Genomic DNA, 23,013 nt, shown 5'->3' with positions numbered 1-23,013 from the left:
TCCGCGCGCCGCGCCCTTGAGCATCGTCAGCGGCTCTGCTAGCGCAGCAGTTCCATTCCCAGTGAGAGTTGATCCCATGCCCGCCATTCGTCCGCTGATTGCCGGAAACTGGAAGATGAATGGCCTGCGCGCCTCGCTGTCGGAATTCGACGCGATGATGACCGGGGCCAAGCTGTTGCCCGACACGGTCGAACTGCTGGTTTGCCCGCCGGCGACCCTGGTCACCAGCTTCGCCCAGAAGCTGGCGAGCCTGGCGCAACCCCGTGCGGTACCGTTTTCGATCGGCGCGCAAGATTGTCATGCCGATGCCTCCGGCGCGCATACCGGCGATATTTCCGCCGAAATGCTGGCGGATGCCGGTGCCAGCACCATTATCGTCGGACATTCCGAACGCCGCGCCGACCATAACGAGACCGACGCCATCGTCAGGCTGAAGGCGCAGGCGGCGTGGCGGGCCGGCCTGGTGGCGATCGTCTGCGTCGGCGAGACCCAGGGCGAGCGCGACGCCGGCCACACGCTGGACGTCGTCGCGGGCCAGCTTGCCGGATCGTTGCCGGATAGCGCCACTGCCAGCAATGTCGTGGTGGCCTATGAGCCGGTTTGGGCGATCGGCACCGGCCGAACGCCCACGACGGCTGACGTCGCCGAAGTCCATGGCTTTATCCGCGCGGGTCTGGAACAGCGGTTTGGCGCCGCGGGCACTGCGATCCGCATCCTGTATGGCGGCTCGGTCAAGCCCTCCAATGCCAAGGAATTGATGGCGGTGCCGCATGTCAACGGCGCGCTGGTCGGCGGCGCCAGCCTGAAAGCGGTCGACTTCCTTGCGATCGCCACCGGGTGCCCTTAACTGTTGGCCTTCGGTATCGAGGCGATTAACCACAACAGGCAGCCGGTGCCGAACCTGCGGGGGTGACAATCCCCCGTTGGATCGTGTAGACACCGCGCGACTTCAACATCCCGCAAGCCTGTCGAGCAGCCACCCGCCGGCGTGGACCTTGGTGGCCTTGGGTTTGCGACGGAAGGGTACAATGCAGACTGTCATTACCGTGATCCACCTGATGTTCGTCGCGACGTTGATCGGCGCGGTGCTGGTGCAAAAATCCGAAGGCGGCGGCCTGGGCGTCGGCGGCGGCGGCGGTGGCGGCTTCATGTCGAGCCGAGGCACGGCGAACCTGCTCACCCGCACCACCGCGGTTCTGGCGGTCGGCTTTTTCATCACCAGCCTGTTGCTGTCATGGCTGGCGAGCTACGACCGCAAGCCCACGTCAATTCTCCCCACCTCGAGCCCGACGACGCAATCGCAGCCCGCCACGCCGGCGCCGCCGCTGTCCGAAGGCGGCGGCTTGCTCGACTCGCTGAAGAAGGCCGATCAGCAACAGAATCAGCAGGCCCCGGCGGTCCCGCAGGCGCCACGTTCGCAATAAACTTTGCGGCTATGCATTGCGAAACCTGATGGGTTACATCAGGTTTCGTTTGCAACCGTTTGAAACTGATATCGTTTCAAAGTCACCCATAGACATCTCTTCATCCGGCCGTCCGCACCGATTCGTTTTGCGAATCGGTGCCGGGGGCCTTAAAGGTTAAGTCCCATGGCGCGGTATATCTTCATCACCGGCGGCGTGGTCTCCTCGCTTGGCAAGGGTTTGGCATCGGCGGCACTCGGCGCGCTGCTGCAGGCGCGCGGCTATAAGGTCCGGCTGCGCAAGCTCGATCCCTATCTCAATCTCGACCCCGGAACGATGTCGCCCTATCAGCATGGCGAAGTGTTCGTCACCGATGACGGCGCCGAGACCGACCTCGACCTCGGCCATTACGAGCGCTTCACCGGGCGCCCGGCGACCAAGGCCGACAACATCACCACCGGCCGGATCTATCAGGACATCCTGACCAAGGAGCGCCGCGGCGATTATCTCGGCGCCACCATCCAGGTGATCCCACACGTCACCAATGCGATCAAGGAATTCATTCTCGACAGCAATGACGATTATGATTTCGTGCTGTGCGAGATCGGCGGCACCGTCGGCGACATCGAGGGCCTGCCGTTCTTCGAGGCGATTCGCCAGATCAAGAACGATCTGCCGCGCGGCGACGCCATTTACGTGCATCTGACGCTGCTGCCTTACATCCCCAGCGCGGGCGAATTGAAGACCAAGCCGACCCAGCATTCGGTCAAGGAATTGCGCTCGATCGGCATCCAGCCTGACATCCTGCTGTGCCGCACCGACCGCGAGATCCCCAAGGAAGAGCGCCGCAAGCTCGGGCTGTTCTGCAACGTCCGCGAAAGCGCGGTGATCGAGGCGCGTGACGTCGACAACATCTATGCGGTGCCGGAGGCCTATCACGATGCCGGCCTCGACGACGAGGTGCTGGCGGCATTCGGCATCACCCCGAAGGCGACGCCGGCGCTGCAAAGCTGGCACGTCATCAATGAGCGGGTGCGCAATCCCGAGGGCGCGGTGACGATCGCGATCGTCGGCAAATATACCGGGATGAAGGACGCCTACAAATCGCTCACCGAGGCGCTGTCGCATGGCGGCATCGCCAACAAGGTCAAGGTCAATCTCGACTGGATCGAGAGCGAGGTGTTCGAGAACGAGGACCCGGCGCCGTTCCTGGAGCACGTCAATGGCATCCTGGTGCCCGGCGGCTTCGGCCAGCGCGGCGCCGAGGGCAAGATCGAGGCGGCGCGGTTCGCCCGCGAACGCAACGTCCCGTATTTCGGCATCTGCTTCGGAATGCAGATGGCGGTGATCGAGGCGGCGCGCAATCTCGCCGGTATCGAGAACGCCAATTCGACCGAGTTCGGACCGACCGCCGAACCGCTGGTCGGGTTGATGACCGAATGGCTGCGCGGCAATGAACGCGAGCAACGCTCGCAGGCCGGCGATCTCGGTGGCACCATGCGGCTGGGCGCCTATCCGGCCGAGCTCAAGCGCGGTAGCCGCGTTTCCGAGGTCTATGGCGGCGCGCTGGAGATCTTCGAACGCCACCGCCATCGCTACGAGGTCAACACCGCCTATAAGGACCGACTCGAGCAGCACGGCCTGCGCTTCTCCGGCATGTCACCCGATGGCGTGTTGCCGGAGATTGTCGAATATGAGGACCATCCCTGGTTCATCGGGGTGCAATTCCACCCCGAACTGAAGTCGCGGCCGTTCGAGCCGCATCCGCTGTTCGCCTCGTTCGTTCAGGCGGCCGTGGTGCAGAGCCGGCTGGTCTAGCTCAACTCATTCGACGCAGTCCCGGGGCGGGGAGTGGCCCGCCCCGACCGCGGTTACTCCGCTGCCCGCACCGTCGGGGCAGGCGGCAGCATTCGGACGTCCTCCTCGTGCCGCTCGCTGAAGGCGCGGCCGTAATAGCTGTCAAGCAGGATGGTTTTGAGTTCCGACACCAGCGGGAAGCGCGGATTGGCGCCGGTGCACTGATCGTCGAACGCCTCGACCGCAATGCTATCCAGCTTGGCCAGGAAATCGGCCTCGGACACGCCAGCTTCCCGGATCGAGGCCGGGATGTCCAAGTCGCGCTTCAGCCCCTCGAGCCATTCCAGCAGGGCGTCGATCCGCGCGGCGGTGTTGACGCCCTGCAGCCCCAGCGCGATTGCGATCTCGCCATAGCGGTGGCGTGATTTCGGCCGGTCATATTGCGAGAACGCGGTCTGCTTGGTCGGGTTGTCGTTGGCATTGTACCGGATCACGTTGCAGATCAGCAGCGCGTTGGACAGGCCGTGCGGGACGTGGAACGCCGCGCCGAGCTTGTGCGCCATCGAATGGCAGACGCCGAGGAAGGCGTTGGCGAAGGCGATGCCGGCGATGGTGGCGCCGCTGTGGACCCGCTCGCGCGCGACCGGATCCTTGGCGCCCTTTGTATAGGCTGCGGGCAGATTGTCTTTCAGCAGCCGCAGCGCTTGCAGCGCCTGGCCGTCGGTGAATTCGCTGGCCATGATCGACACATAGGCCTCCAGCGCGTGCACCACCGCATCGATGCCGCCGAAGGCGGTCAAGGATTTCGGCAGGTTCATCACGTAATTGGCGTCGACGATCGCCATGCTGGGGGTCAGTTCGTAGTCGGCGATCGGATATTTGACGCCGGTGGCGTCGTCGGTGACGACCGCGAACGGCGTCACTTCCGAGCCGGTGCCCGAGGTGGTGGGAATCGCCACCAGATCCGCCTTGAGGCCGAGCTTGGGGAATTTGTAGATCCGCTTGCGGATGTCCATGAAGCGCAGCGCCAGATCGGCGAATTGCACGTCGGGATGCTCATACAGCACCCAGATCAGCTTGGCCGCATCCATCGGTGAGCCGCCGCCGAACGCCACGATGACGTCGGGCTTGAACGCCTGCGCGATCTCGACGCCCTTGTTGATGATCGACAGCGTCGGATCGGCCTCGACCTGGAAGAAGGTCTCGACCTCCATGCCGTTCTTCTTCAACAGCCGGATGATGTCGTCGGTGTAGCCCTTGCTGAACAGGAAGCCGTCGGTGACGATCAGCGCCCGCTTCTTGCCGGCCAGATCCTTGATCGCCTCGGAGGTGGCGCCGCGACGGAAATAGATCGATTTCGGCAGCTTGTGCCACAGCATGTTCTCGGCTCGCTTCGCCACGGTCTTCTTGTTGATCAAATGCTTGGGACCGACATTTTCGGAGATCGAATTGCCGCCCCACGATCCGCAGCCGAGCGTCAGCGACGGCGCCAGGCTGAAATTATAGAGATCGCCGAGCCCGCCATGCGACGAGGGGGTGTTGATCAGGATACGGGCGGTCTTCATCCGGGTGCCGAAATCGATCACGCGCTCGGGCTGCAGATCCTGGTCGGTGTACAGTGCCGAAGTGTGGCCGATGCCGCCCAGCGCCACCAGTTCCACGGCCGCCTGCACCGCCTGCGCGTAGTCGGCCCGCCGATACATCGCCAGCGTCGGCGACAGTTTCTCGTGGGCGAAGGGTTCGGCGGTGTCGGTGCTTTCGACTTCGCCGATCAGGATCTTGGTGTCGTGCGGCACGGCGATGCCGGCCAGTTCGGCGATCCGGGCGGCCGATTGCCCGACGATGTTGACGTTGACATTGCCGTTCACCAGCAACACCCCGCGCACCGCGTTCAGTTCCGCAGGCTTGAGCATGTAGCCGCCATGGCTGGCGAACCGCGCGCGCACCGCGTCGTAGACCGCATCGACGACGATGATCGATTGCTCGGAGGCGCAGACCACGCCGTTGTCGAAGGTCTTCGACATCAGGATCGACGCCACAGCGCGCTTGATGTCGGCGGTCTCGTCGATCACCACGGGGGTGTTGCCGGCGCCGACGCCGATCGCCGGTTTGCCGGAGGAATAGGCCGCCTTCACCATCGCCGGGCCTCCGGTGGCCAGGATCAGATTGACGTCGGGGTGATGCATCAGCGCGTCGGACAGCTGCATCGTCGGGGTGTCGATCCAGCCGATGATATCGGGCGGGGCGCCGGCGGCGACGGCGGCGTCCAGCACCAGCTTGGCGGCGGCGCAGGTCGCGCGCGCGGCGCGCGGATGTGGGCTGAAGATGATGCCGTTGCGGGTCTTCAGCGAGATCAGCGCCTTGAAGATCGCGGTCGAGGTCGGGTTGGTGGTCGGCACGATGCCGCAGATCAGGCCGACCGGTTCGGCGACCGTCATGATGCCGGCTTCTTCATTGACCTCGATAATGCCGCAGGTCTTGTCGTCCTTATAGGCGTTGTAGATGTATTCGGAGGCGAAGTGGTTCTTGATCACTTTGTCTTCGACCACGCCCATCCCGGTTTCTTCGGTGGCGAGCTGCGCCAGCGAGATCCGGGCGTCGGAGGCGGCGAGCGCGGCGCTGCGGAAGATGAGGTCGACCTGTTCCTGCGAGTAGGTGGCATAGGTCAATTGCGCGGCTTTGACGCGCGCGACCCGCTGGTCGAGATCGGTCAGAGCAGAATTGGACACGGGAGGATGAGTCACGGGAACCGCCAAGGTAATTGATTATTTGCTGAGGAGATACAGACCGGGAATCGCCCCAACTGTGTTGATCGTCATCAATGTTCATCGCCTCAAATTTGGGCGGTCGCTTGAGTGTTTGTTGAGCGCGGCTGTGCTGAGCGAGCGGCTCTGAGTCGGCGATTACTTGCCCGGACAAGCCGAGCCGGAATCGCCGGCGCGGGCGGCGGGCTTGCCGTTGATGAAGACGTTGCTGCTGCCGCCGATCACCACGCCGCCGCAGCCCGAGCGATCGCCCTGAACAGCCGCCGGCCTGCCATTGATGAACACGTTTGGCGAACCGCCGACCAACGCCGATCCGGCCGCGGTGGTGTCACCTTGCCGAGCCGCCGGCTGGCCGCCGATCAGCGTGTCGGCACTGCCGCTCTGCGCCAGGGCAGGGGCGATGCTGCAAAGGCTGACGGCCAGGACAGATGCCAGCAGGCTTGCCGACCGAGCGGGCGGCTTCGCGCGACAGCTCAACTGGCCTTGACCTTGGCAATCTTGGGCAGCGCGTCGTCGATCCGGGACTGCCAGCCCGGACCCTTGGCCTTGAAGAAGGCAATCACTTCGGGGCTCAGCCGGATCGAGACCGCGACCTTGGTTGGGGCCTTCTGCGGGCCGCGACTGCCGGGAATTCGAGCAAGTATTTCGGGCGTGAGATCCTTGGCCTTAATGCCGTCGAGGCGCGTCGCCTTGGCAAAATCCGCTTCGGTCCATTCCGGATTGTCGTCGTCGAACACCGGCTCTTTGATTTTACGGGGCATGGCGTTCCATCTCCTTCGCATGGGCGCGCCGCAGGCTGATCGGTCGCCGTCGGCCGGATCGAAATCAGCCGTTGATGTATATACAATTTGTTCGGTTAAGGGGCAAGCCAAGCCTCGCGAGAGCCGACGATGCGACCAAGACAGCGGTGCAATCACCGGCTATAAGCCGGCCGCAACGACAAACCGGAGGAAACCGATGATCTACGAGACCCGCGTCTATCGCTGCCTGCCGGGGCGGCTGCCGGCGCTGCTCAATCGCTTCGAGACCATCACGCTGAAACTGTGGGAGAAGCGCGGAATCAGACCGGTCGGCTTCTTCACCACGCTGGTCGGCGCCTCGAACCAGGAGCTGACCTACATCCTGGCGTGGGAATCGCTGGCCGAGCGCGAGCAGAAGTGGAATGCCTTCGCGACCGATCCGGAATGGCTGGCGGCTCGCGCCAAGACCGAGGCAGATGGCCAGATCGTCGACAATATCGTCAACCAGCTGCTGCAGCCGACGTCGTTCTCCGCGCTGAAGTGACACCGCGCCGCATTGCAAGCCCCGACAGTGAAAGCCCCAGCATGATTCCGCGCGGACTCGACCACATCGTGCATGCGGTCCACGATCTCGATGCCGCCGCGGAGTTCTATCGCCGCGCCGGCTTCACCGTCGGCGCCCGCAACCGCCATCCCTGGGGCACGCATAACCGCATCGTCCAGTTGCAGGATTTCTTTGTCGAGCTTCTCACCGTGGCGGAGCCCGAGAAGATCGCGCCGCATGCGCCGGGTTCGTTCTCATTCGGCGCGTTTCAACGCGATTATCTCGCGCGGCGCCAGGGCCTGTCGATGCTGCTGCTGAGCAGCCGCGACGCCGATGCCGATGCGCGCGGCTTTGCCGCGGCCGGCATCGGCGATTTCAAGGTGTTCGATTTTGCCCGCGAAGGTCGCCGCCCCGACGGCGTCGCGGTCGAGCTGGCATTCTCGCTGGCCTTTGCGGTCGACCTGCTGTCGCCCGACGCCGGATTCGCGGTCTGCCAGCATCGCTTTCCGCAGAATTTCTGGAACGCCGATTTTCAGAATCACCCGAACGGGGCGCGGGCCGCGGCCGGCGTGGTGATGGTCGCTGACAATCCCACCGATCACCACGTCTTTGTCGAAGCCTTCACCGGTTCCCGCGACCTGCATTCGACCTCGACCGGCATCACCGCACGCACCGCCCGCGGCGACATCGAGATCAACGAGGCCGTCGCCTTTCGCGACCGCTTCGGCGTCGTGGTCACGCCGCAGGGCGAGGGCGCCAGCTTCGTCGGATTGCGGATCGCGGTCGATGATCTGGGCGTGGTCGAAAGCGCCTTGGCGCGCGGTGCGATCGCCGCGCAAAGCCGGCTGGACCGGCTGGTAGTGTTGCCCTGCGATGCATTCGGCGCGACGTTGATCTTCGAACGGGCGGCCGGGGAACCTGGCCGAGAAACTTCAAAGACATGATGCGCAAGGCTTGATCCGGTGCGGCCCGACCGGCATGGTCTGGCGCTTTGAAGCCCGAGCCAGCAAGGAATGATCAGTTGAACGACACGCACGCGGCACCGATCGTGGAAGCCGGACAGGTCAGGTTCGGAAACGCGCTGCCGCTGGCGGTGATCGCCGGGCCGTGCCAGCTCGAGAGCCGGGCGCATGCGCTGGAAGTCGCCGCGGCGCTGAAGGAGATCGCCGACCGCCTCGGCATCGGCCTCGTCTACAAAACCTCGTTCGACAAGGCCAACCGCACCAGCGCCGCCGCGGCACGCGGCATCGGCATCGACCAGGCATTGCCGATCTTCGCCGAAATCCGCGAGACCTATGGTCTGCCGGTGCTGACCGACGTCCACGAGAGCGCGCAATGTGCCCGCGCCGCGCAGGCCGTCGACATCCTGCAGATCCCGGCTTTTCTGTGCCGGCAGACCGATCTGCTGCTGGCCGCCGCCGCCACCGGCAAGGTGGTCAATGTCAAGAAGGGTCAGTTCCTGGCGCCGTGGGACATGGCCAATGTGGTGGCCAAGCTGACTGGAAGCGGCAATCGCAACGTGCTGGTGACCGAACGCGGCGCCTCGTTCGGCTACAACACGCTGGTGTCCGACATGCGGGCGCTGCCGATCCTGGCGCGCACCACCGGCGCGCCGGTGATCTTCGACGCCACCCATTCGGTGCAGCAGCCCGGCGGCAAGGGCACTTCGTCCGGCGGCGAGCGCGAATTCGTGCCGGTGCTGGCGCGCGCCGCGGTGGCGGTCGGCGTCGCCGGGGTATTCATCGAAACCCATCCCGATCCGGACCACGCGCCCTCCGACGGCCCCAACATGGTGCCGCTGCGCGAATTCGAGGGCCTGCTGCGGACGCTGATGGCATTCGATCGGATCGCCAAGGACGCGACCGGCCTCGGGGTGGCGTAATGGCGCAAAGCGCCAGCGCCCAGCCAAACCTGCCGCCGGTTCTCTACATCATCGCCCTGGCTTCTTTTGCGGCGTCGCTCTCGACCCGGTCGCTCGACCCGGTGCTGCCCCATGTCGCCGAGGATTTTCAGGTCAGCATTGCCACCGCGGCCGGGCTGTCGGCGGCGCTGGCCTTCACCTTTGCGATCACTCAGCCGGTGCTGGGCGCTGCCGCCGATCTGTTCGGCAAAGCGCGGCTGATGGTGTTCTGTCTGGTCCTGCTCGGGATCGCCAACATTCTCGGCGCGATGACGTCGTCCTATACGCTGCTGCTGGCGACCCGGGTGCTCGGCGGGATCGGCGCGGGCGGGGTGTTTCCGGTGACGCTGAGCCTGACCAGCGATCTGGTCGGCCCGGACCGCCGGCAGGTCGCGATCAGCCGGGTGATGGCGGGGGCGATGACCGGAACGCTGCTCGGCGCCACGGCGTCCGGGATCATCGGCGATTTTCTCGGCTGGCGCGGTGTGCTGGCGGTGATGGGCGGGCTGGCGATCGTGGCCTCGGTCGCGGTGTCGGTCGGCTTCAAGGGCGCCGCGCTGGCGAAGCCCGCGGGCAAGGTCAATCTTGGCGTGCTCCGCCACGGCTATCGCACCATCTTCGCCAATCCGAATGCGCTGATCGTGTTCTCGGCGGTGTTCGTCGAGGGCTGCTGCGTGCTCGGCCTGTTTCCCTACGTTGCCTCGTTTCTGTTCGACCTCGGCGTCAGCAGCCTGTCGATCGCCGGCCTGGTGCTGGCGTGTTTTGCCTTTGGCGGATTGTTCTACACCGCGTCGATCACCAGGATGCTGCCGCGGATCGGCGTCAACGGGATGATGATTGCAGGCGGCACGCTGATGGCCGCGCAAGTGGCGTTCGTCGCTTTCGGCCCGCCATGGCAGGTCCAGTGCCTGAGCTTCCTGCTGATGGGGTGGGGCTTCTACATGTTGCACGGGTCACTGCAGGTGTTCTCCAGCGAATTGTCGCAGGAAGCCCGCGCCACCGCGATGTCGCTGCATTCGTTCTTTTTCTTCATGGGCCAGACCGTGGGCCCGATCGCCTACGGCGTGGGAATATCCAATCTGGGCAAGCTGCCGACGCTGCTGCTGGCGGCCGCCGTGATCGCGATGCTGGGCCCGTTCTGCGCCCGCTTCCTGCGGTCGACCCGGCCGGTGGATGCGGCCTAGCCCCGCCCGCGATAGGGCGCCACGCCCTGTTCGGGAATCCACATGCCCTTGGGCAATTTGCCGGTCTGCCAGAACACGTCGATCGGAATGCCGCCGCGCGGATACCAGTAGCCGCCGATCCGCAGCCATTTCGGCTTGATCTCCGCGGCGATCCGCTTGCCGATCGCCACCGTGCAGTCCTCGTGGAAGGCGCCGTGGTTGCGGAAGCTGGCGATATAGAGCTTCAGCGATTTCGACTCCAACAGCCAGGCGCCGGGCACGTAATCGATCATCAGATGGGCGAAGTCGGGCTGGCCGGTGACCGGGCACAGCGAGGTGAATTCCGGCGCGGTGAAGCGCACCAGATAATTGGTGTCGGCCTGCGGGTTGGGGACCCGGTCGAGCCGGGCGGCCTCCGGCGTGGCGGGCCATTCGACCGCGCGGCCGAGCTGAAGATTGGCGGGTTTCGGGGTTTTGCTGGGCGTTTTCGACATCGTGGTCTCCGTTGCTGCCGTCTTAGCCAATAGTCATGGCCGCGTCACGCGGTCCGGTCTCGGCCTTTTCCCGCCGGAAGCCTTGCTGTAGAAGCAGCGCCAACCGTCTTCCCCAACTCCCCATGAGGCTCCCATGACCGCCATCGTCGACATCATCGGCCGCGAAATCCTTGACAGCCGCGGCAATCCGACCGTCGAGGTCGATGTGGTGCTGGAGGACGGATCGATGGGCCGCGCCGCGGTGCCGTCCGGCGCCTCCACCGGCGTGCATGAAGCCGTCGAATTGCGCGACGGCGACAAGGGCCGCTATTTCGGCAAGGGCGTGCTGAAGGCGGTCGAGGCCGTCAATGGCGAATTGTTCGATGCGCTGGGCGGCATGGATGCCGAGCAGCAGGTCCAGATCGACCAGGTGATGATCGAACTCGACGGCACCCCGAACAAGAGCCGGCTCGGCGCCAACGCGATTCTGGGCGTGTCGCTGGCGGTCGCCAAGGCGGCGGCGGAATCCTTCGACATGCCGCTGTACCGCTATGTCGGCGGCACCTCGGCCCGCACGTTGCCGGTGCCGATGATGAACATCATCAATGGCGGCGCGCATGCCGACAATCCGATCGATTTCCAGGAATTCATGATCATGCCGATCGGCGCGCCGAGCTTCTCGGAAGCGCTGCGGATGGGCGTCGAAGTGTTCCACACTTTAAAGAAATCGCTGCACGACGAAGGCCACAACACCAATGTGGGCGACGAGGGCGGTTTCGCGCCGAACCTGAAATCGGCCGACGAGGCGCTCAGCTATGTGATGAAGGCGATCGAGAAGGCCGGCTATCGGCCCGGCGAGGATATCGCGCTGGCGCTCGATCCGGCATCCAGCGAATTCTTCAAGAACGGCGCCTATGTGTATGAGGGCGAGAACAAGACCCGCTCGATCGAGGAGCAGGCGAAATATCTCGGCGAGCTGGCGGCGCGCTATCCGATCGTCTCGATCGAGGACGGCATGGCCGAGGACGATTTCGACGGCTGGAAGCAGGTCACCGATCTGATTGGCAACAAGTGCCAGCTGGTCGGCGACGACCTGTTCGTCACCAATGTCGAGCGGCTGGCCGACGGCATCAAGAACGGCCGTGCCAATTCGATCCTGATCAAGGTCAACCAGATCGGCACCCTGACCGAAACGCTGAGCGCCATCGAAATGGCCTACAAGGCCGGCTATACCGCGGTGATGTCGCATCGCTCCGGCGAGACCGAGGATTCCACCATCGCCGACCTCGCAGTCGCCAGCAATTGCGGGCAGATCAAGACCGGCTCACTGGCGCGTTCCGACCGCACCGCGAAATACAACCAGTTGCTGCGGATCGAGCAGGAACTCGGCAGCCAGGCGATCTTCGCCGGGCGAGGGGCCTTGAAGGCGTTTCGCTGACGCACGATCAATTGATCGCGCCCGCTTGAACCCTGCGCGCGGTTGCACCAAGGTGCGGCCGCGAACAACGATAGGGAGATTGCGCGTGGGCACCGACAGCAACACTGGACTTCAACTGCGCTCGCTGATCAAGGCGAGCGGCGAACTCGAAGTGTCGCTGACGCCCGTGCCAATTCCCGAGCCCGGCGCCGACGAGGTGCTGGTGCGAGTCGAGGCCACGCCGCTCAATCCGTCCGATCTCGGCCTGCTGTTCGGGGCCGCCGACATGAGCACCGCGAAGGCGTCCGGCACCGCTGGCGCGCCGGTGATCAGCGCAAAGGTCCCGGACGCTGCGATGAAGGCGATGGCCGGCCGGCTCGACGAGCCGATGCCGGTCGGCAATGAGGGCGCCGGCACCGTGATCAAGGCCGGGTCGTCGGTCGCCGCACAACAGCTGCTCGGCAAGACCGTGGCGATGATCGGCGGCGCGATGTATGCGCAATATCGGCTGATGAATGCCGCCGACTGCCTGCTGCTGCCGGTCGGCACCACCCCGGCCGAAGGCGCATCCTGCTTCGTCAATCCGCTGACCGCGCTCGGCATGGTCGAGACGATGCGGCGCGAGGATCACAAGGCGCTGGTGCATACTGCGGCGGCGTCGAATCTCGGCCAGATGCTCAACAAGATCTGCCTCAAGGACGGCATCGATCTGGTCAACATCGTGCGCAGCGACGCGCAGGCCGAGATCCTGCGCAAGATCGGCGCCAAATACGTCGTCAACTCGACCGCGCCGAACTTCACCGACGACCTCACCGCGGCGCTGGAGCAGACCGGCGCCACTATCGCGTTCGACGCGATCGGCGGCGGCAGGCTGGCCGGCCAGATCCTGACCGGCATGGAGATCGCCGCCAACAAATCGGCCAAGATCTACAGCCGCTACGGGTCCAGCGTACACAAGCAGGTCTATATCTATGGCAGCCTCGATCCCGGGCCGATCGAGCTCAACCGCGCCTTCGGCATGGCCTGGGGCGTCGGCGGCTGGCTGCTGTTCAACTTCCTGCAGAAGATCGGTGCGGATGAAGCCGCCAAGCTGCGCGCGCGCGTCGCCGCCGAAATCAAGACCACCTTCGCCAGCCACTACACGCGCGTCGTTTCGTTGCAGGAGGTCTTGTCGCTCGACAATATCGCGATCTACAACAAGCGCGCGACCGGCGAGAAGTTCTTGATCGATCCGAGCAAGGGCTGAGCGTTAGCGCTCGGCGAGTGCCAGCTTGGCGCCGAGCGCGACGAACGCCGCGGCAAAGCTGCGGCGCATCCAGGCCAGCACCCGCGGCCGCGAGATGACATGCTCGCGGACCGCGGCGGCGAACAGCCCGTAGCCGACGAACACCACGAATGTCATCAGCATGAAAACGAAGCTGAGCGCGAACATCCGTCCCAATGGATGGGTTTCATCGGCGCTGACGAATTGCGGCAGGAACGCCAGGAAGAAGATCGACAGTTTCGGATTGAGGATGTTGACCAGGATGCCGGTGACGGCGAGCTGGACGTCCGAGCGCGCGCTCACCTCATTGTCGACCTTGAGCGCGCCGCGCTCGCGTAGCGTATTCCACGCCATGTAGAGCAGATATGCGACGCCGAGATATTTGAAGGTCTGGAACGCCAGCGCGCTGGTGTGCAGCAGCGCCGCCAATCCCAGGATCGCCGCCAGCATATGCGGCACGATGCCGAGGGTGCAGCCGAAGGCCGCCACCGCGCTGGCCCGGCCCCCGCGCGAAAGCCCTGCGGCCAGGGTGTACAACACGCCGGTCCCGGGCGCGGCGACGACAATCAGCGACGTGATCAGAAATTCCAGGCTCATATCGACATTCCCGTTGAACCGAATGCGGTCAGAATGCCGTCCCGCGGTCGCCCCGGCAAGCTCGACCATCGATGGTGGCGAGGCGATCCGGAAATCGGGTGGTCCGGTTACGCCGAACGAGCCACTTTGCCACGCGATCGGAGTAGCGCATGGCGACCACCAAGACGGCAATCGATCCCCGCGACTGGCTGCTGCTGGTGCTATTGTCGGTATTGTGGGGTGGCTCGTTCTTCTTTACCGGCGTTGCCGTGAGAGACACGCCGCCGCTGACGATCGTGCTGGTGCGGGTCGCCCTGGCGGCGGCCGTGCTGATTCCGGTCATGTGGATTTACGGCGCGGGCTTTCCCCCACGGCTGCGCGACTGGTGGCCGTTCCTGGTGATGGCTGTGCTGAACAATGTGATACCGTTCACACTGCTGGTGATCGGCCAGACGCTGATCCCGAGCGGACTGGCCTCGGTGCTCAACGCCACCACGCCTTTGTTCACCATATTGGTCATGGCGGCGTTCAGGGAGGAGGCGCTCAGCGCCCGTCGCGTTGCCGGCGCATTGCTCGGGGTGTTCGGAGTTGTTGTCCTGCGCGGCCAGGGGATTGATGCATCGTACAGGCCGACGCTCGGCATTCTGCTCTGCCTTGGCGCCGCACTTAGTTACGGTTTTGCCGGCCTGTGGGGACGCCGCAAGCTGGCGGGGATTTCGCCGCTCACATCGGCAACTTGTCAGTTGTCGTGCTCCAGCCTGGTGATGCTGGTTCTCGCCGGATCGATCGAGTGGCCGCATGGCCTGTCGATGCCGGGGGCGGCGAGCTGGATTGCGCTGCTGGCTTTCGCGTTGCTCTCGACCGCGCTCGCCTATCTGGTCTTCTTCCAAATCCTGGTCCGCTCCGGCGCGAGTAACGTCATGTTGGTGACGCTGCTGATTCCCATCACGGCGATCCTGCTCGGACATTTCGTGCTCGGCGAGACGCTGCGGGGACGCGAAATTGCAGGCGGGCTGATTATTGCCAGCGCGCTGCTGGTCATCGATGGCAGGGTGGTCCGGCTGATCCGGTTGACGAGAAAGATGACGCGCCCCTGATCGCCCGCATCGGTGAACTGGCCGCGACTCGGGCGCGACGCCCGCAGGGCGTTGGAGACGTCACAGCCAAACACTGCGGAATCGATCAAGATCCCGTCACTGCGGCGCGGGCGAGGCAATTGATGCATTTGCATCTATCCCGCCATGGGGTAACGTCCCGCCGCCCAGCCTTTCGGCCTCATCTTTGTCAGGAATTATCGCTATGACCACCCCGCTCAACGTCGCCGTCATCGTCGGCAGCCTGCGCAAGCAGGCATTCTCGCTGCGAATCGCCCAAGCCCTGGCCAAGCTGGCGCCGCCCTCGCTGAAGTTGAATGTCGTGACGCTGCATGACATCTCGATGTTCAACCAGGATTTGGAAGCCAATCCGCCGGCCGACTGGCTGAAGTTTCGCGAATTGGTGCAGGCATCCGATGCGGTGCTCTTTGTGGCGCCCGAATACAACCGCTCGATCCCGGGCGTGCTGAAAAACGCCATCGACGTCGGCTCCAGGCCCTATGGCAAGAGCTCGTTCCTCGGCAAGCCGACAGGCATCATCAGCAACTCGCCCGGACCGCTCGGCGGCGTCAGTGCCGCCAAGCACCTGCAGCAGATCCTGCCGGGCATCTGCGGGCCGATCATGCAGCAGCCGGAAACCTATCTCAACGGGATCGGCGACGCCTTCGACGAGGCCGGCGAGCTGACCAAGGAGTCGCTGCGGCCGGTGTTGCAGCAATATATCGACGCCTTCGCCGTCTGGGTCGCGCGCATCAAGGCCTGATCGTCACGGGGGCTTGACAGGTCCGCTGTCGAGCCACCGTTTAAGTTTCTCTTAACCGCGCTGCCGCATGATCCGGCATGGTCTCCCGCAGCCGACTCAAATCCATTCTCACCGGAATCGCCCTCTATGCGATTGCCGCGGCTATGGTCGGCTATTTCAGCGTCAACGCTTACACCGGAAAATACGGGCTGACCGCGCGCCAGGAGCTCGATCAGGAGATCGTCTCGCTGACCTCCGAATTGGCGCGGTTGAAGCAGGAGCGCGCCCTCGGCGAGCAGCGGGTTTCGCTGCTGCGCTCGAGCCGCATCGATCCCGACATGCTCGACGAGCGGGCGCGCTATCAGCTCGATTATGTCAGCCCCGCCGACTTGGTGCGCGTGCTGCCGCGCTGATCCCGCAAATTCCAAAATCCGACGGAAACAATTGCGAAAATTGCGCGTCGCATTGCACTGCGGCATAGCGATTTCTGTGTGACACCACGCAGTCCTTTCATGGCGATTTGAGTTGCGGTAGACAGGCTGACCCATCCTCTCATCGGACTAGCCATGGCCGCATCGAAGAAGACCGCCGCGAAAGAGAATGCACCCGACAAGGGAAACGGCGCGCATCCGCCGGTCCCTGACTTCACCAAGGATCAGGAGCTGCGCGCGTTCCGCGACATGCTGCTGATCCGCCGGTTCGAGGAAAAGGCCGGCCAGCTCTACGGCATGGGCGCGATCGGCGGGTTCTGCCATCTGTATATCGGTCAGGAAGCCATCGTCGTCGGCATGCAGATGGCGTTGAAGGACGGCGATCAGGTCATCACCGGCTATCGTGACCACGGCCACATGCTGGCCTGCGGCATGGACGCCAAGGGCGTGATGGCCGAGCTGACCGGACGCCATGGCGGCTATTCCAAGGGCAAGGGTGGCTCCATGCACATGTTCAGCAAGGAGAAGAATTTCTTCGGCGGCCACGGCATCGTCGGCGCCCAGGTGTCGCTCGGCACCGGGCTGGCCTTCGCCAACCGCTATCGCGGTAACGACAATGTCAGCCTGGCCTATTTCGGCGACGGCGCGTCGAACCAGGGCCAGGTCTATGAGAGCTTCAACATGGCGGAGCTGTGGAAGCTGCCGGTGGTCTATGTCATCGAGAACAACCGCTACGCCATGGGGACCTCGGTGTTGCGCTCCTCGGCGCAGACCGATTTTTCCAAGCGCGGCATCTCCTTCAACATTCCGGGCGAGCAGATCGACGGCATGGACGTCCGCGCGGTGAAGGCCGCGGGCGACAAGGCGGTGGCGTGGTGTCGCGCCGGCAAGGGGCCGTTCATCCTGGAGATGCAGACCTATCGCTATCGCGGCCATTCGATGTCGGACCCGGCGAAGTATCGCACCCGCGAGGAAGTCGACAAGGTCCGCAACGATCAGGATCCGATCGAACAGGTGCGCAACCGGCTGCTGGCGCTGAAGATGACCGAGCAGGATCTCAAGGCGGTCGATGCCGAGGTCCGCGAGATCGTCAATGGCGCAGCCGAATTCGCGCAGCACGATTCGGAGCCCGACGCCTCCGAACTTTACACCGATGTCTATCGCTAGACGCGCGAGCGCCGAACGACGCCTGACGCGTAACTGATGGAATGATTCCGGAGCCAAAATGCCCATTCAAGTGCTGATGCCCGCGCTGTCGCCGACCATGGAGAAGGGCAACCTGTCGAAATGGCTGAAAAAGGAAGGCGAGGCGATTAAATCCGGCGACGTCATCGCCGAGATCGAGACCGACAAGGCCACGATGGAAGTCGAGGCCACCGACGAGGGCACACTCGGCAAGATCCTGATCGCCGAAGGCACCAATGACGTCGCGGTCAATACCCCGATCGCCACCATCCTGAGCGACGGCGAAACCGCCGCCGATCTCGACAAGGCGCCGCCACCCACGGCGCAAGACAAACCCGCCGAGGCGCCGCCGGCGAAAGCTGCCGAGCCGCCGCGCGAGCCATCGCATCAATCCGCCGAGCATGACACCAAGGCCGACGTCGCGGTTGCGGCCGATCCCGACATCCCCGCCGGCACCGAGATGGTGACGATGACGATCCGCGAGGCGCTGCGCGATGCCATGGCCGAGGAAATGCGCCGCGATCCCGACGTGTTCGTGATGGGCGAGGAGGTCGCCGAATATCAGGGCGCCTACAAGGTGACGCAGGGCTTGCTGCAGGAATTCGGCGACAAGCGGGTGATCGACACCCCGATCACCGAGCATGGGTTTGCCGGCGTCGGCGTCGGCGCCGCGATGGCGGGTTTGAAGCCGATCGTCGAATTCATGACCTTCAATTTCGCCATGCAGGCGATCGACCAGATCATCAATTCCGCCGCCAAGACGCTGTACATGTCGGGCGGCCAGATGACCTGCCAGATCGTGTTCCGCGGCCCGAACGGCGCCGCCGCGAGAGTCGGCGCCCAGCACAGCCAGGACTATTCGGCGTGGTACTCGCAGATCCCGGGCCTGAAGGTGATCTCGCCGTCCAACGCCGCCGACTACAAGGGGCTGCTGAAGGCCGCGATCCGCGATCCCAATCCGGTGATCTTCCTCGAAAACGAAATGCTGTACGGCCATTCCGGCGAGGTGCCGAAGCTCGACGACTACGTCATCCCGATCGGCAAGGCCAGGATCGCGCGCGCCGGCTCCGACGTGACGCTGATTTCCTGGTCGAACGGCATGAGCTATGCGCTGAAGGCCGCCGAGGAATTGGCCAAGGAGGGGATCGAGGCCGAAGTGATCGACCTGCGCACGCTGCGCCCGCTCGATACCGACACCATCATCGCCTCGGTGAAGAAGACCGGCCGCGCGGTGACGGTCGAAGAGGGCTGGAAGCAAAGCGGCGTCGGTGCCGAAGTGGCGTCCCGGATCATGGAGCACGCCTTCGACTATCTCGATGCGCCGGTGGCGCGGGTATCCGGCAAGGACGTGCCGATGCCCTATGCCGCCAATCTTGAGAAACTGGCGCTTCCCAGCGTCGCCGAGGTGGTCGAGGCCGCCAAAGCCGTTTGCTACAGGTAGCTCATGACAGGACCCAAACAGCAGCCATTGCCGCCCGATGTGATGGCGAGCGAGGACGCCGTCGAGGTGTTGCGCGCCTTCGTGCTCGACGGCGGTTTGTCGATCGCCTTCATGCGCGCCTTCGAGGAGCCCGACATGTGGGGCGTCCTGCTGGTTGACGTCGCCCGACACGCCGCGCGCGCCTATGCGCGGGAAACGAATTACACTGAGGAAGAGGCACTGGGCCGCATCGTCGAGATGTTCGAGGCCGAGATCGAGCGCTCGACCGATCCGGGCAGCACCACGCCGCGGTCGCAACAAGGTCACTGATAATGCCGATCAATATTCTGATGCCCGCTTTGTCGCCGACCATGGAAAAGGGCAACCTTTCGAAATGGCTGAAGAAGGAGGGCGACACGGTCAAGTCCGGCGACGTCATCGCCGAGATCGAGACCGACAAGGCGACCATGGAGGTCGAGGCGGTCGACGAGGGCACCATCGCCAAAATCCTGGTGCCGGAAGGCACCCAGGACGTGCCGGTCAATGACATCATCGCGGTGCTGGCCAGCGACGGCGAGGACGTGAAGGCTGCGGGTGCGAGCGCAGGAGGGGGGGCAAGCGCCAAGAAGGCGGCTGGCTCCGAGAGCCCCCAACCCACTCCCCAACGGGGAGAGGGAGCCGGCAGTGCCGCCGGCAAGGGGAGTGCTGAACCCGACAAGCCCGCGACCGAGACAAAGCCAGCGCCGCAGCCCGCTTCACCTCCCCCCACCGGGGAGAGGTCGCCCGGCGACGCGCAGCGTGATCGGGCGGGTGAGGGGGCGCAGTCCAACGGTCGGGTGTTCGCCTCGCCGCTGGCGCGCCGGCTGGCCAAGGACGCCGGGATCGAACTCGCCCGCGTCAACGGCACCGGCCCGCATGGCCGGGTGATTGCCCGCGACGTCGAGCAGGCCAAATCCGGCGGCGGGCTGAAAGTACCGGCCGCAGCTGCGTCGACCGCGCCGCAGACGGCACCGTCGATGTCGGATCAGCAGATCCGCGCGCTCTTTGCCGAGGACAGCTACGAGGTGATTCCGCATGACGGCATGCGCCGCACCATCGCACAAAGGCTGACGCAGGCGGCGCAGGCCGTTCCGCATTTCTTTCTGACGATGGACTGCAACATCGAGAGGCTGTTGGCCGCGCGCGACCAGATCAACGCCGCCGCACCAAAAGACAAGGACGGTAAGCCGACCTATAAGCTGTCGGTCAATGATTTCGTCGTCAAGGCGCTGGCGGTGGCGCTGCAGCGAATTCCCAACGCCAACGTGTCGTGGACCGAGAGCGGCATGCTCAAACACAAACATTCCGACGTCGGCGTCGCGGTGGCGATGCCGGGCGGACTGATTACCCCGATCATCCGCAGCGTCGAGACCTTGCCGCTGTCGACGATTTCCGCGCAGATGAAGGATTTTGCCGCCCGCGCCCGGGCACGCAAGCTGAAGCCCGAGGAATATCAGGGCGGCACCACCGCGGTGTCGAATCTCGGCATGTACGGCATCAAGGATTTCACCGCGGTGATCAATCCACCGCACGCCACGATTCTGGCGGTCGGCACTGGCGAGCAACGTGCCGTCGTCGTCAACGGCAAGATCGAGATCGCCACGATGATGAGCGTCACCTTGGGCTGCGACCACCGCGCCGTCGACGGTGCGCTCGGCGCCGAACTGATCGGCGCGTTCAAGCTGCTGATCGAAAATCCCGTGATGATGGTGGTGTAAGGAAGCAAGCAATGGCAAAGAAGACAGTCAAGGTTTCGTTGAGTGAGCACGAGCTAGGAAGAGAAGAGCGAGCTTTAGTGTTTGTTGCTACAGACGGAACATCGAAGCTTGGCGATCTACACGTAAGCCAAGGTGGTTTCCGATGGTATCCAAAGAACTCCAAGGGCTCGCATCATCATGTGAGCTGGAAACGTTTTTCCCAGCTGATGGAAGATGTCCCAAAGACAAAATGAGATGATTATGGGGCGGAAGCTCTCTTGGTGCGCGTTTCTATCGACAGTGTGCCCAAGCTGCTGATCGAAAATCCCGTGATGATGGTGGTGTAGGTGAGTTTCTTCCCTCTCCCCTCGTGGGAGAGGGTGGCCGCCGCAGGCGGCCGGGTGAGGGGGTATGCGCCAGCCTGTTTCGCGTCAGAAGAGGTCATTCGCCAAGTCCCTCCGCGCCAATGCCACCGACGCGGAAGTAGCACTATGGCGTCTGCTCAGATCGCGACGGTTGGCGCAGTTGAAATTTCGGCGACAAGTGCCGATCGGTCCATGGATCGTCGATTTTGTTTGTTTTGAACGGCGTTTGATCGTGGAGGCCGATGGCAGTCAACATGCAGAAAGCAACGACGACCGAATGCGGGATCGGGATCTCGCCAGTCGAGGCTTCCAGGTTCTTCGCTTTTGGAACAACGACATCCTGATGCAGTCGCAGTCGGTCATCGAAGTCATTGCCGACACTGCAACGCTTTCCCCCTCACCCGGCGAGCTACGCTCGCCACCCTCTCCCACAAGGGGAGAGGGTAAGGACGCAAAGAGCGACTAACCCATGCCCGACACCTCCTTCGACGTCATCATCATCGGCTCCGGCCCCGGCGGCTATGTGGCGGCGATCCGCGCCGCCCAGCTCGGCTTCAAGACCGCAATCGTGGAGAAATCCTATCTCGGCGGCATCTGCCTGAACTGGGGCTGCATCCCGACCAAGGCGCTGTTACGCTCGGCCGAGATCTATCACTACATGCAGCACGCCAAGGATTTCGGGCTGTCGGCCGACAATATCAGCTATGATCCGAAGGCCGTGGTGGCGCGTTCGCGCGGCGTCTCCAAACGGCTCGCCGACGGCGTCGGCTTCCTGATGAAGAAGAACAAGATTTCGATCATCTGGGGCGCGGCGACGATCGATGCACCCGGCAAGCTGACGGTGACTGCGTCCAAGACCGAGGCGCCGAAGGGCGCGCTGGGCGTCGGCGCCTATCAGGCCAAGCACATCATCATCGCCACCGGCGCGCGGCCGCGGGTGCTGCCGGGGCTCGAACCCGACAAGAAGCTGGTCTGGACCTATTTCGAGGCGATGGTTCCGGAGAAGATGCCGAAATCGCTGCTGGTGGTCGGCTCCGGGGCGATCGGGATCGAATTCGCCTCGTTCTTCCACACCATGGGCACCAAGGTCACCGTGGTCGAGGTGCTGCCGCAGATCCTGCCGGTCGAGGACGCCGAGATCGCCGGCCTCGCCCGCAAGCGGCTGGAGAAGCAGGGCATCACCATCCGCACCAGCACCAAGGTGACGAAACTTGACAAGAAGGCCGACAGCGTCGTCGCCACCATCGACGATGGTAAGGGCAAGCCCGAGCCGGTGGAATTCGACCGGGTGATTTCCGCGGTCGGCGTGGTCGGCAATATCGAAAACCTTGGGCTGGACAAGCTCGGCATCAAGACCGACCGCGGCTGCGTGGTGATCGACGGGTTCGGCAAGACCAATATCCCCGGGATCTACGCCATCGGCGACGTCGCGGGGCCGCCAATGCTGGCGCATAAGGCCGAGCATGAGGGCGTGATCTGCGTCGAGGCGATCAAGGGCCTGCATCCGCACCCGATGGACAAATTGCTGATTCCGGGCTGCACCTATTGCAACCCGCAGGTCGCCTCGGTCGGTCTCACCGAGGCCAAGGCAAAGGACGGCGGCCGCGAGATCCGGGTCGGCCGCTTCCCCTTCGCCGGCAACGGCAAGGCGATTGCGCTCGGCGAGGATCAGGGCCTGGTCAAGGTGATCTTCGACAAGACAACCGGCCAGCTGCTCGGAGCCCATATGGTCGGCGCCGAGGTCACCGAACTGATCCAGGGCTATGTGGTGGCGATGAACCTGGAGACCACCGAGGCCGAGCTGATGCACACCGTCTTCCCGCATCCGACCCTGTCGGAGATGATGAAGGAAGCCGTGCTGGACGCCTATGGCCAGGTACTGAACGCCTGAGCGGCGGCGAACGACTTCGCCGCTTTCGCTGCCCCTCGCGCCTCGGAAGGCGACCTGGAGCAGGCTGTTTGCTCGTGCCGCAACGCGTCACCGACGACTGACAAGCA

At 64.1% G+C, this 23,013-nt stretch carries 24 protein-coding genes; 19 read left to right on the top strand and 5 right to left on the bottom strand.

Going from position 1 to position 23,013, the window contains the following annotated elements:
- Nucleotides 1–76 precede the first annotated feature (76 nt).
- From tpiA to RBJ75_RS06200, 3 genes are all read left to right on the top strand, one after another.
- Nucleotides 77–847 carry a triose-phosphate isomerase gene (tpiA, locus tag RBJ75_RS06210; RefSeq protein ID WP_044410198.1) on the top strand — a complete coding sequence of 257 codons (771 nt, stop codon included), beginning with the start codon at nucleotides 77–79 and terminating at the stop codon, nucleotides 845–847.
- A 181-nt stretch (nucleotides 848–1,028) separates the two neighbouring features.
- Nucleotides 1,029–1,424: a preprotein translocase subunit SecG gene (gene secG, locus RBJ75_RS06205; RefSeq protein WP_044410195.1), complete on the top strand. Its 396-nt coding sequence runs from the start codon at nucleotides 1,029–1,031 to the stop codon at nucleotides 1,422–1,424.
- A 165-nt stretch (nucleotides 1,425–1,589) separates the two neighbouring features.
- Nucleotides 1,590–3,221 (top strand): CTP synthase, encoded by a 1,632-nt coding sequence (locus RBJ75_RS06200; RefSeq protein WP_044410193.1) that lies wholly within the window; start codon nucleotides 1,590–1,592, stop codon nucleotides 3,219–3,221.
- Between the two features lie 53 nt (nucleotides 3,222–3,274).
- Here RBJ75_RS06200 and adhE read toward each other — a convergent pair whose 3' ends face one another.
- From adhE to RBJ75_RS06185, 3 genes are all read right to left on the bottom strand, one after another.
- Nucleotides 3,275–5,944 carry a bifunctional acetaldehyde-CoA/alcohol dehydrogenase gene (adhE, locus tag RBJ75_RS06195; RefSeq protein WP_276156253.1) on the bottom strand — a complete coding sequence of 890 codons (2,670 nt, stop codon included), beginning with the start codon at nucleotides 5,942–5,944 and terminating at the stop codon, nucleotides 3,275–3,277.
- A gap of 159 nt (nucleotides 5,945–6,103) precedes the next feature.
- Nucleotides 6,104–6,442 carry a PAAR domain-containing protein gene (locus RBJ75_RS06190; protein ID WP_411194495.1) on the bottom strand — a complete coding sequence of 113 codons (339 nt, stop codon included), beginning with the start codon at nucleotides 6,440–6,442 and terminating at the stop codon, nucleotides 6,104–6,106.
- Nucleotides 6,439–6,726 carry a BrnA antitoxin family protein gene (locus RBJ75_RS06185; protein ID WP_044410185.1) on the bottom strand — a complete coding sequence of 96 codons (288 nt, stop codon included), beginning with the start codon at nucleotides 6,724–6,726 and terminating at the stop codon, nucleotides 6,439–6,441. Before RBJ75_RS06185 ends, RBJ75_RS06190 begins: the two co-directional genes overlap by 4 nt.
- Before the next feature lie 196 nt (nucleotides 6,727–6,922).
- Here RBJ75_RS06185 and RBJ75_RS06180 point away from each other — a divergent pair, with 196 nt between their 5' ends.
- The 4 genes from RBJ75_RS06180 (at nucleotide 6,923) to RBJ75_RS06165 (ending at nucleotide 10,333) form a co-directional block, all read left to right on the top strand.
- The gene (locus tag RBJ75_RS06180) at nucleotides 6,923–7,249 is read left to right on the top strand and encodes an NIPSNAP family protein (RefSeq protein ID WP_044410181.1); all 327 of its coding nucleotides are present in this window, start codon (nucleotides 6,923–6,925) and stop codon (nucleotides 7,247–7,249) included.
- A 41-nt stretch (nucleotides 7,250–7,290) separates the two neighbouring features.
- A complete protein-coding gene (locus tag RBJ75_RS06175; protein WP_044410178.1) occupies nucleotides 7,291–8,193 on the top strand; it encodes a VOC family protein in 903 nt (300 codons plus the stop codon).
- 77 nt (nucleotides 8,194–8,270) lie between these two features.
- Nucleotides 8,271–9,131: a 3-deoxy-8-phosphooctulonate synthase gene (kdsA, locus tag RBJ75_RS06170; RefSeq protein WP_044410175.1), complete on the top strand. Its 861-nt coding sequence runs from the start codon at nucleotides 8,271–8,273 to the stop codon at nucleotides 9,129–9,131.
- On the top strand, nucleotides 9,131–10,333 hold the full coding sequence (locus tag RBJ75_RS06165; protein ID WP_044410172.1) for an MFS transporter: 1,203 nt from the start codon (nucleotides 9,131–9,133) through the stop codon (nucleotides 10,331–10,333). Before kdsA ends, RBJ75_RS06165 begins: the two co-directional genes overlap by 1 nt.
- On the opposite strand, the gene queF is transcribed toward RBJ75_RS06165, so the two are convergent.
- A complete protein-coding gene (queF, locus tag RBJ75_RS06160) occupies nucleotides 10,330–10,806 on the bottom strand; it encodes a preQ(1) synthase (protein ID WP_044410168.1) in 477 nt (158 codons plus the stop codon). The two genes, RBJ75_RS06165 and queF, sit on opposite strands and share 4 nt — an antisense overlap.
- 133 nt (nucleotides 10,807–10,939) lie before the next feature.
- Between queF and eno the strand changes: the two genes are divergently transcribed.
- Together eno and RBJ75_RS06150 are read left to right on the top strand one after the other, a co-directional pair.
- Complete coding sequence (gene eno / locus RBJ75_RS06155) at nucleotides 10,940–12,223, top strand: phosphopyruvate hydratase (RefSeq protein WP_276156254.1); 1,284 nt, start codon at nucleotides 10,940–10,942, stop codon at nucleotides 12,221–12,223.
- 85 nt (nucleotides 12,224–12,308) lie between these two features.
- Nucleotides 12,309–13,448: a zinc-binding dehydrogenase gene (locus RBJ75_RS06150; protein WP_044417874.1), complete on the top strand. Its 1,140-nt coding sequence runs from the start codon at nucleotides 12,309–12,311 to the stop codon at nucleotides 13,446–13,448.
- A gap of 3 nt (nucleotides 13,449–13,451) precedes the next feature.
- On the opposite strand, the gene RBJ75_RS06145 is transcribed toward RBJ75_RS06150, so the two are convergent.
- Nucleotides 13,452–14,063, bottom strand: coding sequence for a LysE family translocator (locus RBJ75_RS06145; protein ID WP_044417884.1), 612 nt, complete (start codon nucleotides 14,061–14,063; stop codon nucleotides 13,452–13,454).
- A gap of 149 nt (nucleotides 14,064–14,212) precedes the next feature.
- On the opposite strand from RBJ75_RS06145, the gene RBJ75_RS06140 reads away from it, so the two are divergent.
- From RBJ75_RS06140 to lpdA, 10 genes are all read left to right on the top strand, one after another.
- Nucleotides 14,213–15,139: a DMT family transporter gene (locus tag RBJ75_RS06140; RefSeq protein ID WP_044417876.1), complete on the top strand. Its 927-nt coding sequence runs from the start codon at nucleotides 14,213–14,215 to the stop codon at nucleotides 15,137–15,139.
- Nucleotides 15,140–15,341: 202 nt separating this feature from the next.
- Nucleotides 15,342–15,899, top strand: coding sequence for an NADPH-dependent FMN reductase (locus tag RBJ75_RS06135; RefSeq protein ID WP_044417878.1), 558 nt, complete (start codon nucleotides 15,342–15,344; stop codon nucleotides 15,897–15,899).
- A 77-nt stretch (nucleotides 15,900–15,976) separates the two neighbouring features.
- Nucleotides 15,977–16,291 (top strand): FtsB family cell division protein, encoded by a 315-nt coding sequence (locus RBJ75_RS06130; protein ID WP_044417880.1) that lies wholly within the window; start codon nucleotides 15,977–15,979, stop codon nucleotides 16,289–16,291.
- Nucleotides 16,292–16,444: 153 nt separating this feature from the next.
- Nucleotides 16,445–17,476 (top strand): pyruvate dehydrogenase (acetyl-transferring) E1 component subunit alpha, encoded by a 1,032-nt coding sequence (gene pdhA / locus RBJ75_RS06125; RefSeq protein WP_276156255.1) that lies wholly within the window; start codon nucleotides 16,445–16,447, stop codon nucleotides 17,474–17,476.
- 58 nt (nucleotides 17,477–17,534) lie between these two features.
- Nucleotides 17,535–18,935, top strand: coding sequence for a pyruvate dehydrogenase complex E1 component subunit beta (locus RBJ75_RS06120; protein ID WP_044417967.1), 1,401 nt, complete (start codon nucleotides 17,535–17,537; stop codon nucleotides 18,933–18,935).
- A gap of 3 nt (nucleotides 18,936–18,938) precedes the next feature.
- Nucleotides 18,939–19,244: a DUF5076 domain-containing protein gene (locus RBJ75_RS06115; RefSeq protein ID WP_044417969.1), complete on the top strand. Its 306-nt coding sequence runs from the start codon at nucleotides 18,939–18,941 to the stop codon at nucleotides 19,242–19,244.
- A gap of 2 nt (nucleotides 19,245–19,246) precedes the next feature.
- Nucleotides 19,247–20,671 carry a pyruvate dehydrogenase complex dihydrolipoamide acetyltransferase gene (locus RBJ75_RS06110; protein WP_044417971.1) on the top strand — a complete coding sequence of 475 codons (1,425 nt, stop codon included), beginning with the start codon at nucleotides 19,247–19,249 and terminating at the stop codon, nucleotides 20,669–20,671.
- Nucleotides 20,672–20,682: 11 nt separating this feature from the next.
- Nucleotides 20,683–20,904 (top strand): hypothetical protein, encoded by a 222-nt coding sequence (locus RBJ75_RS06105; protein WP_152647893.1) that lies wholly within the window; start codon nucleotides 20,683–20,685, stop codon nucleotides 20,902–20,904.
- A 157-nt stretch (nucleotides 20,905–21,061) separates the two neighbouring features.
- Entirely contained in the window at nucleotides 21,062–21,481 is a 420-nt protein-coding gene (locus RBJ75_RS06100) for an endonuclease domain-containing protein (protein WP_276156256.1), read from the top strand.
- 3 nt (nucleotides 21,482–21,484) lie between these two features.
- Nucleotides 21,485–22,906 carry a dihydrolipoyl dehydrogenase gene (gene lpdA / locus RBJ75_RS06095; protein WP_044406385.1) on the top strand — a complete coding sequence of 474 codons (1,422 nt, stop codon included), beginning with the start codon at nucleotides 21,485–21,487 and terminating at the stop codon, nucleotides 22,904–22,906.
- The last annotated feature ends 107 nt before the right edge of the window (nucleotides 22,907–23,013 follow it).

The sequence above is a fragment of the Rhodopseudomonas sp. BAL398 genome, assembly GCF_033001325.1.
Taxonomy (GTDB): Bacteria; Pseudomonadota; Alphaproteobacteria; order Rhizobiales; family Xanthobacteraceae; genus JARJEH01.
The sequence above is the reverse complement of the archived record's forward strand: the minus strand, read 5'-3'. Positions and strand labels throughout refer to the sequence as shown.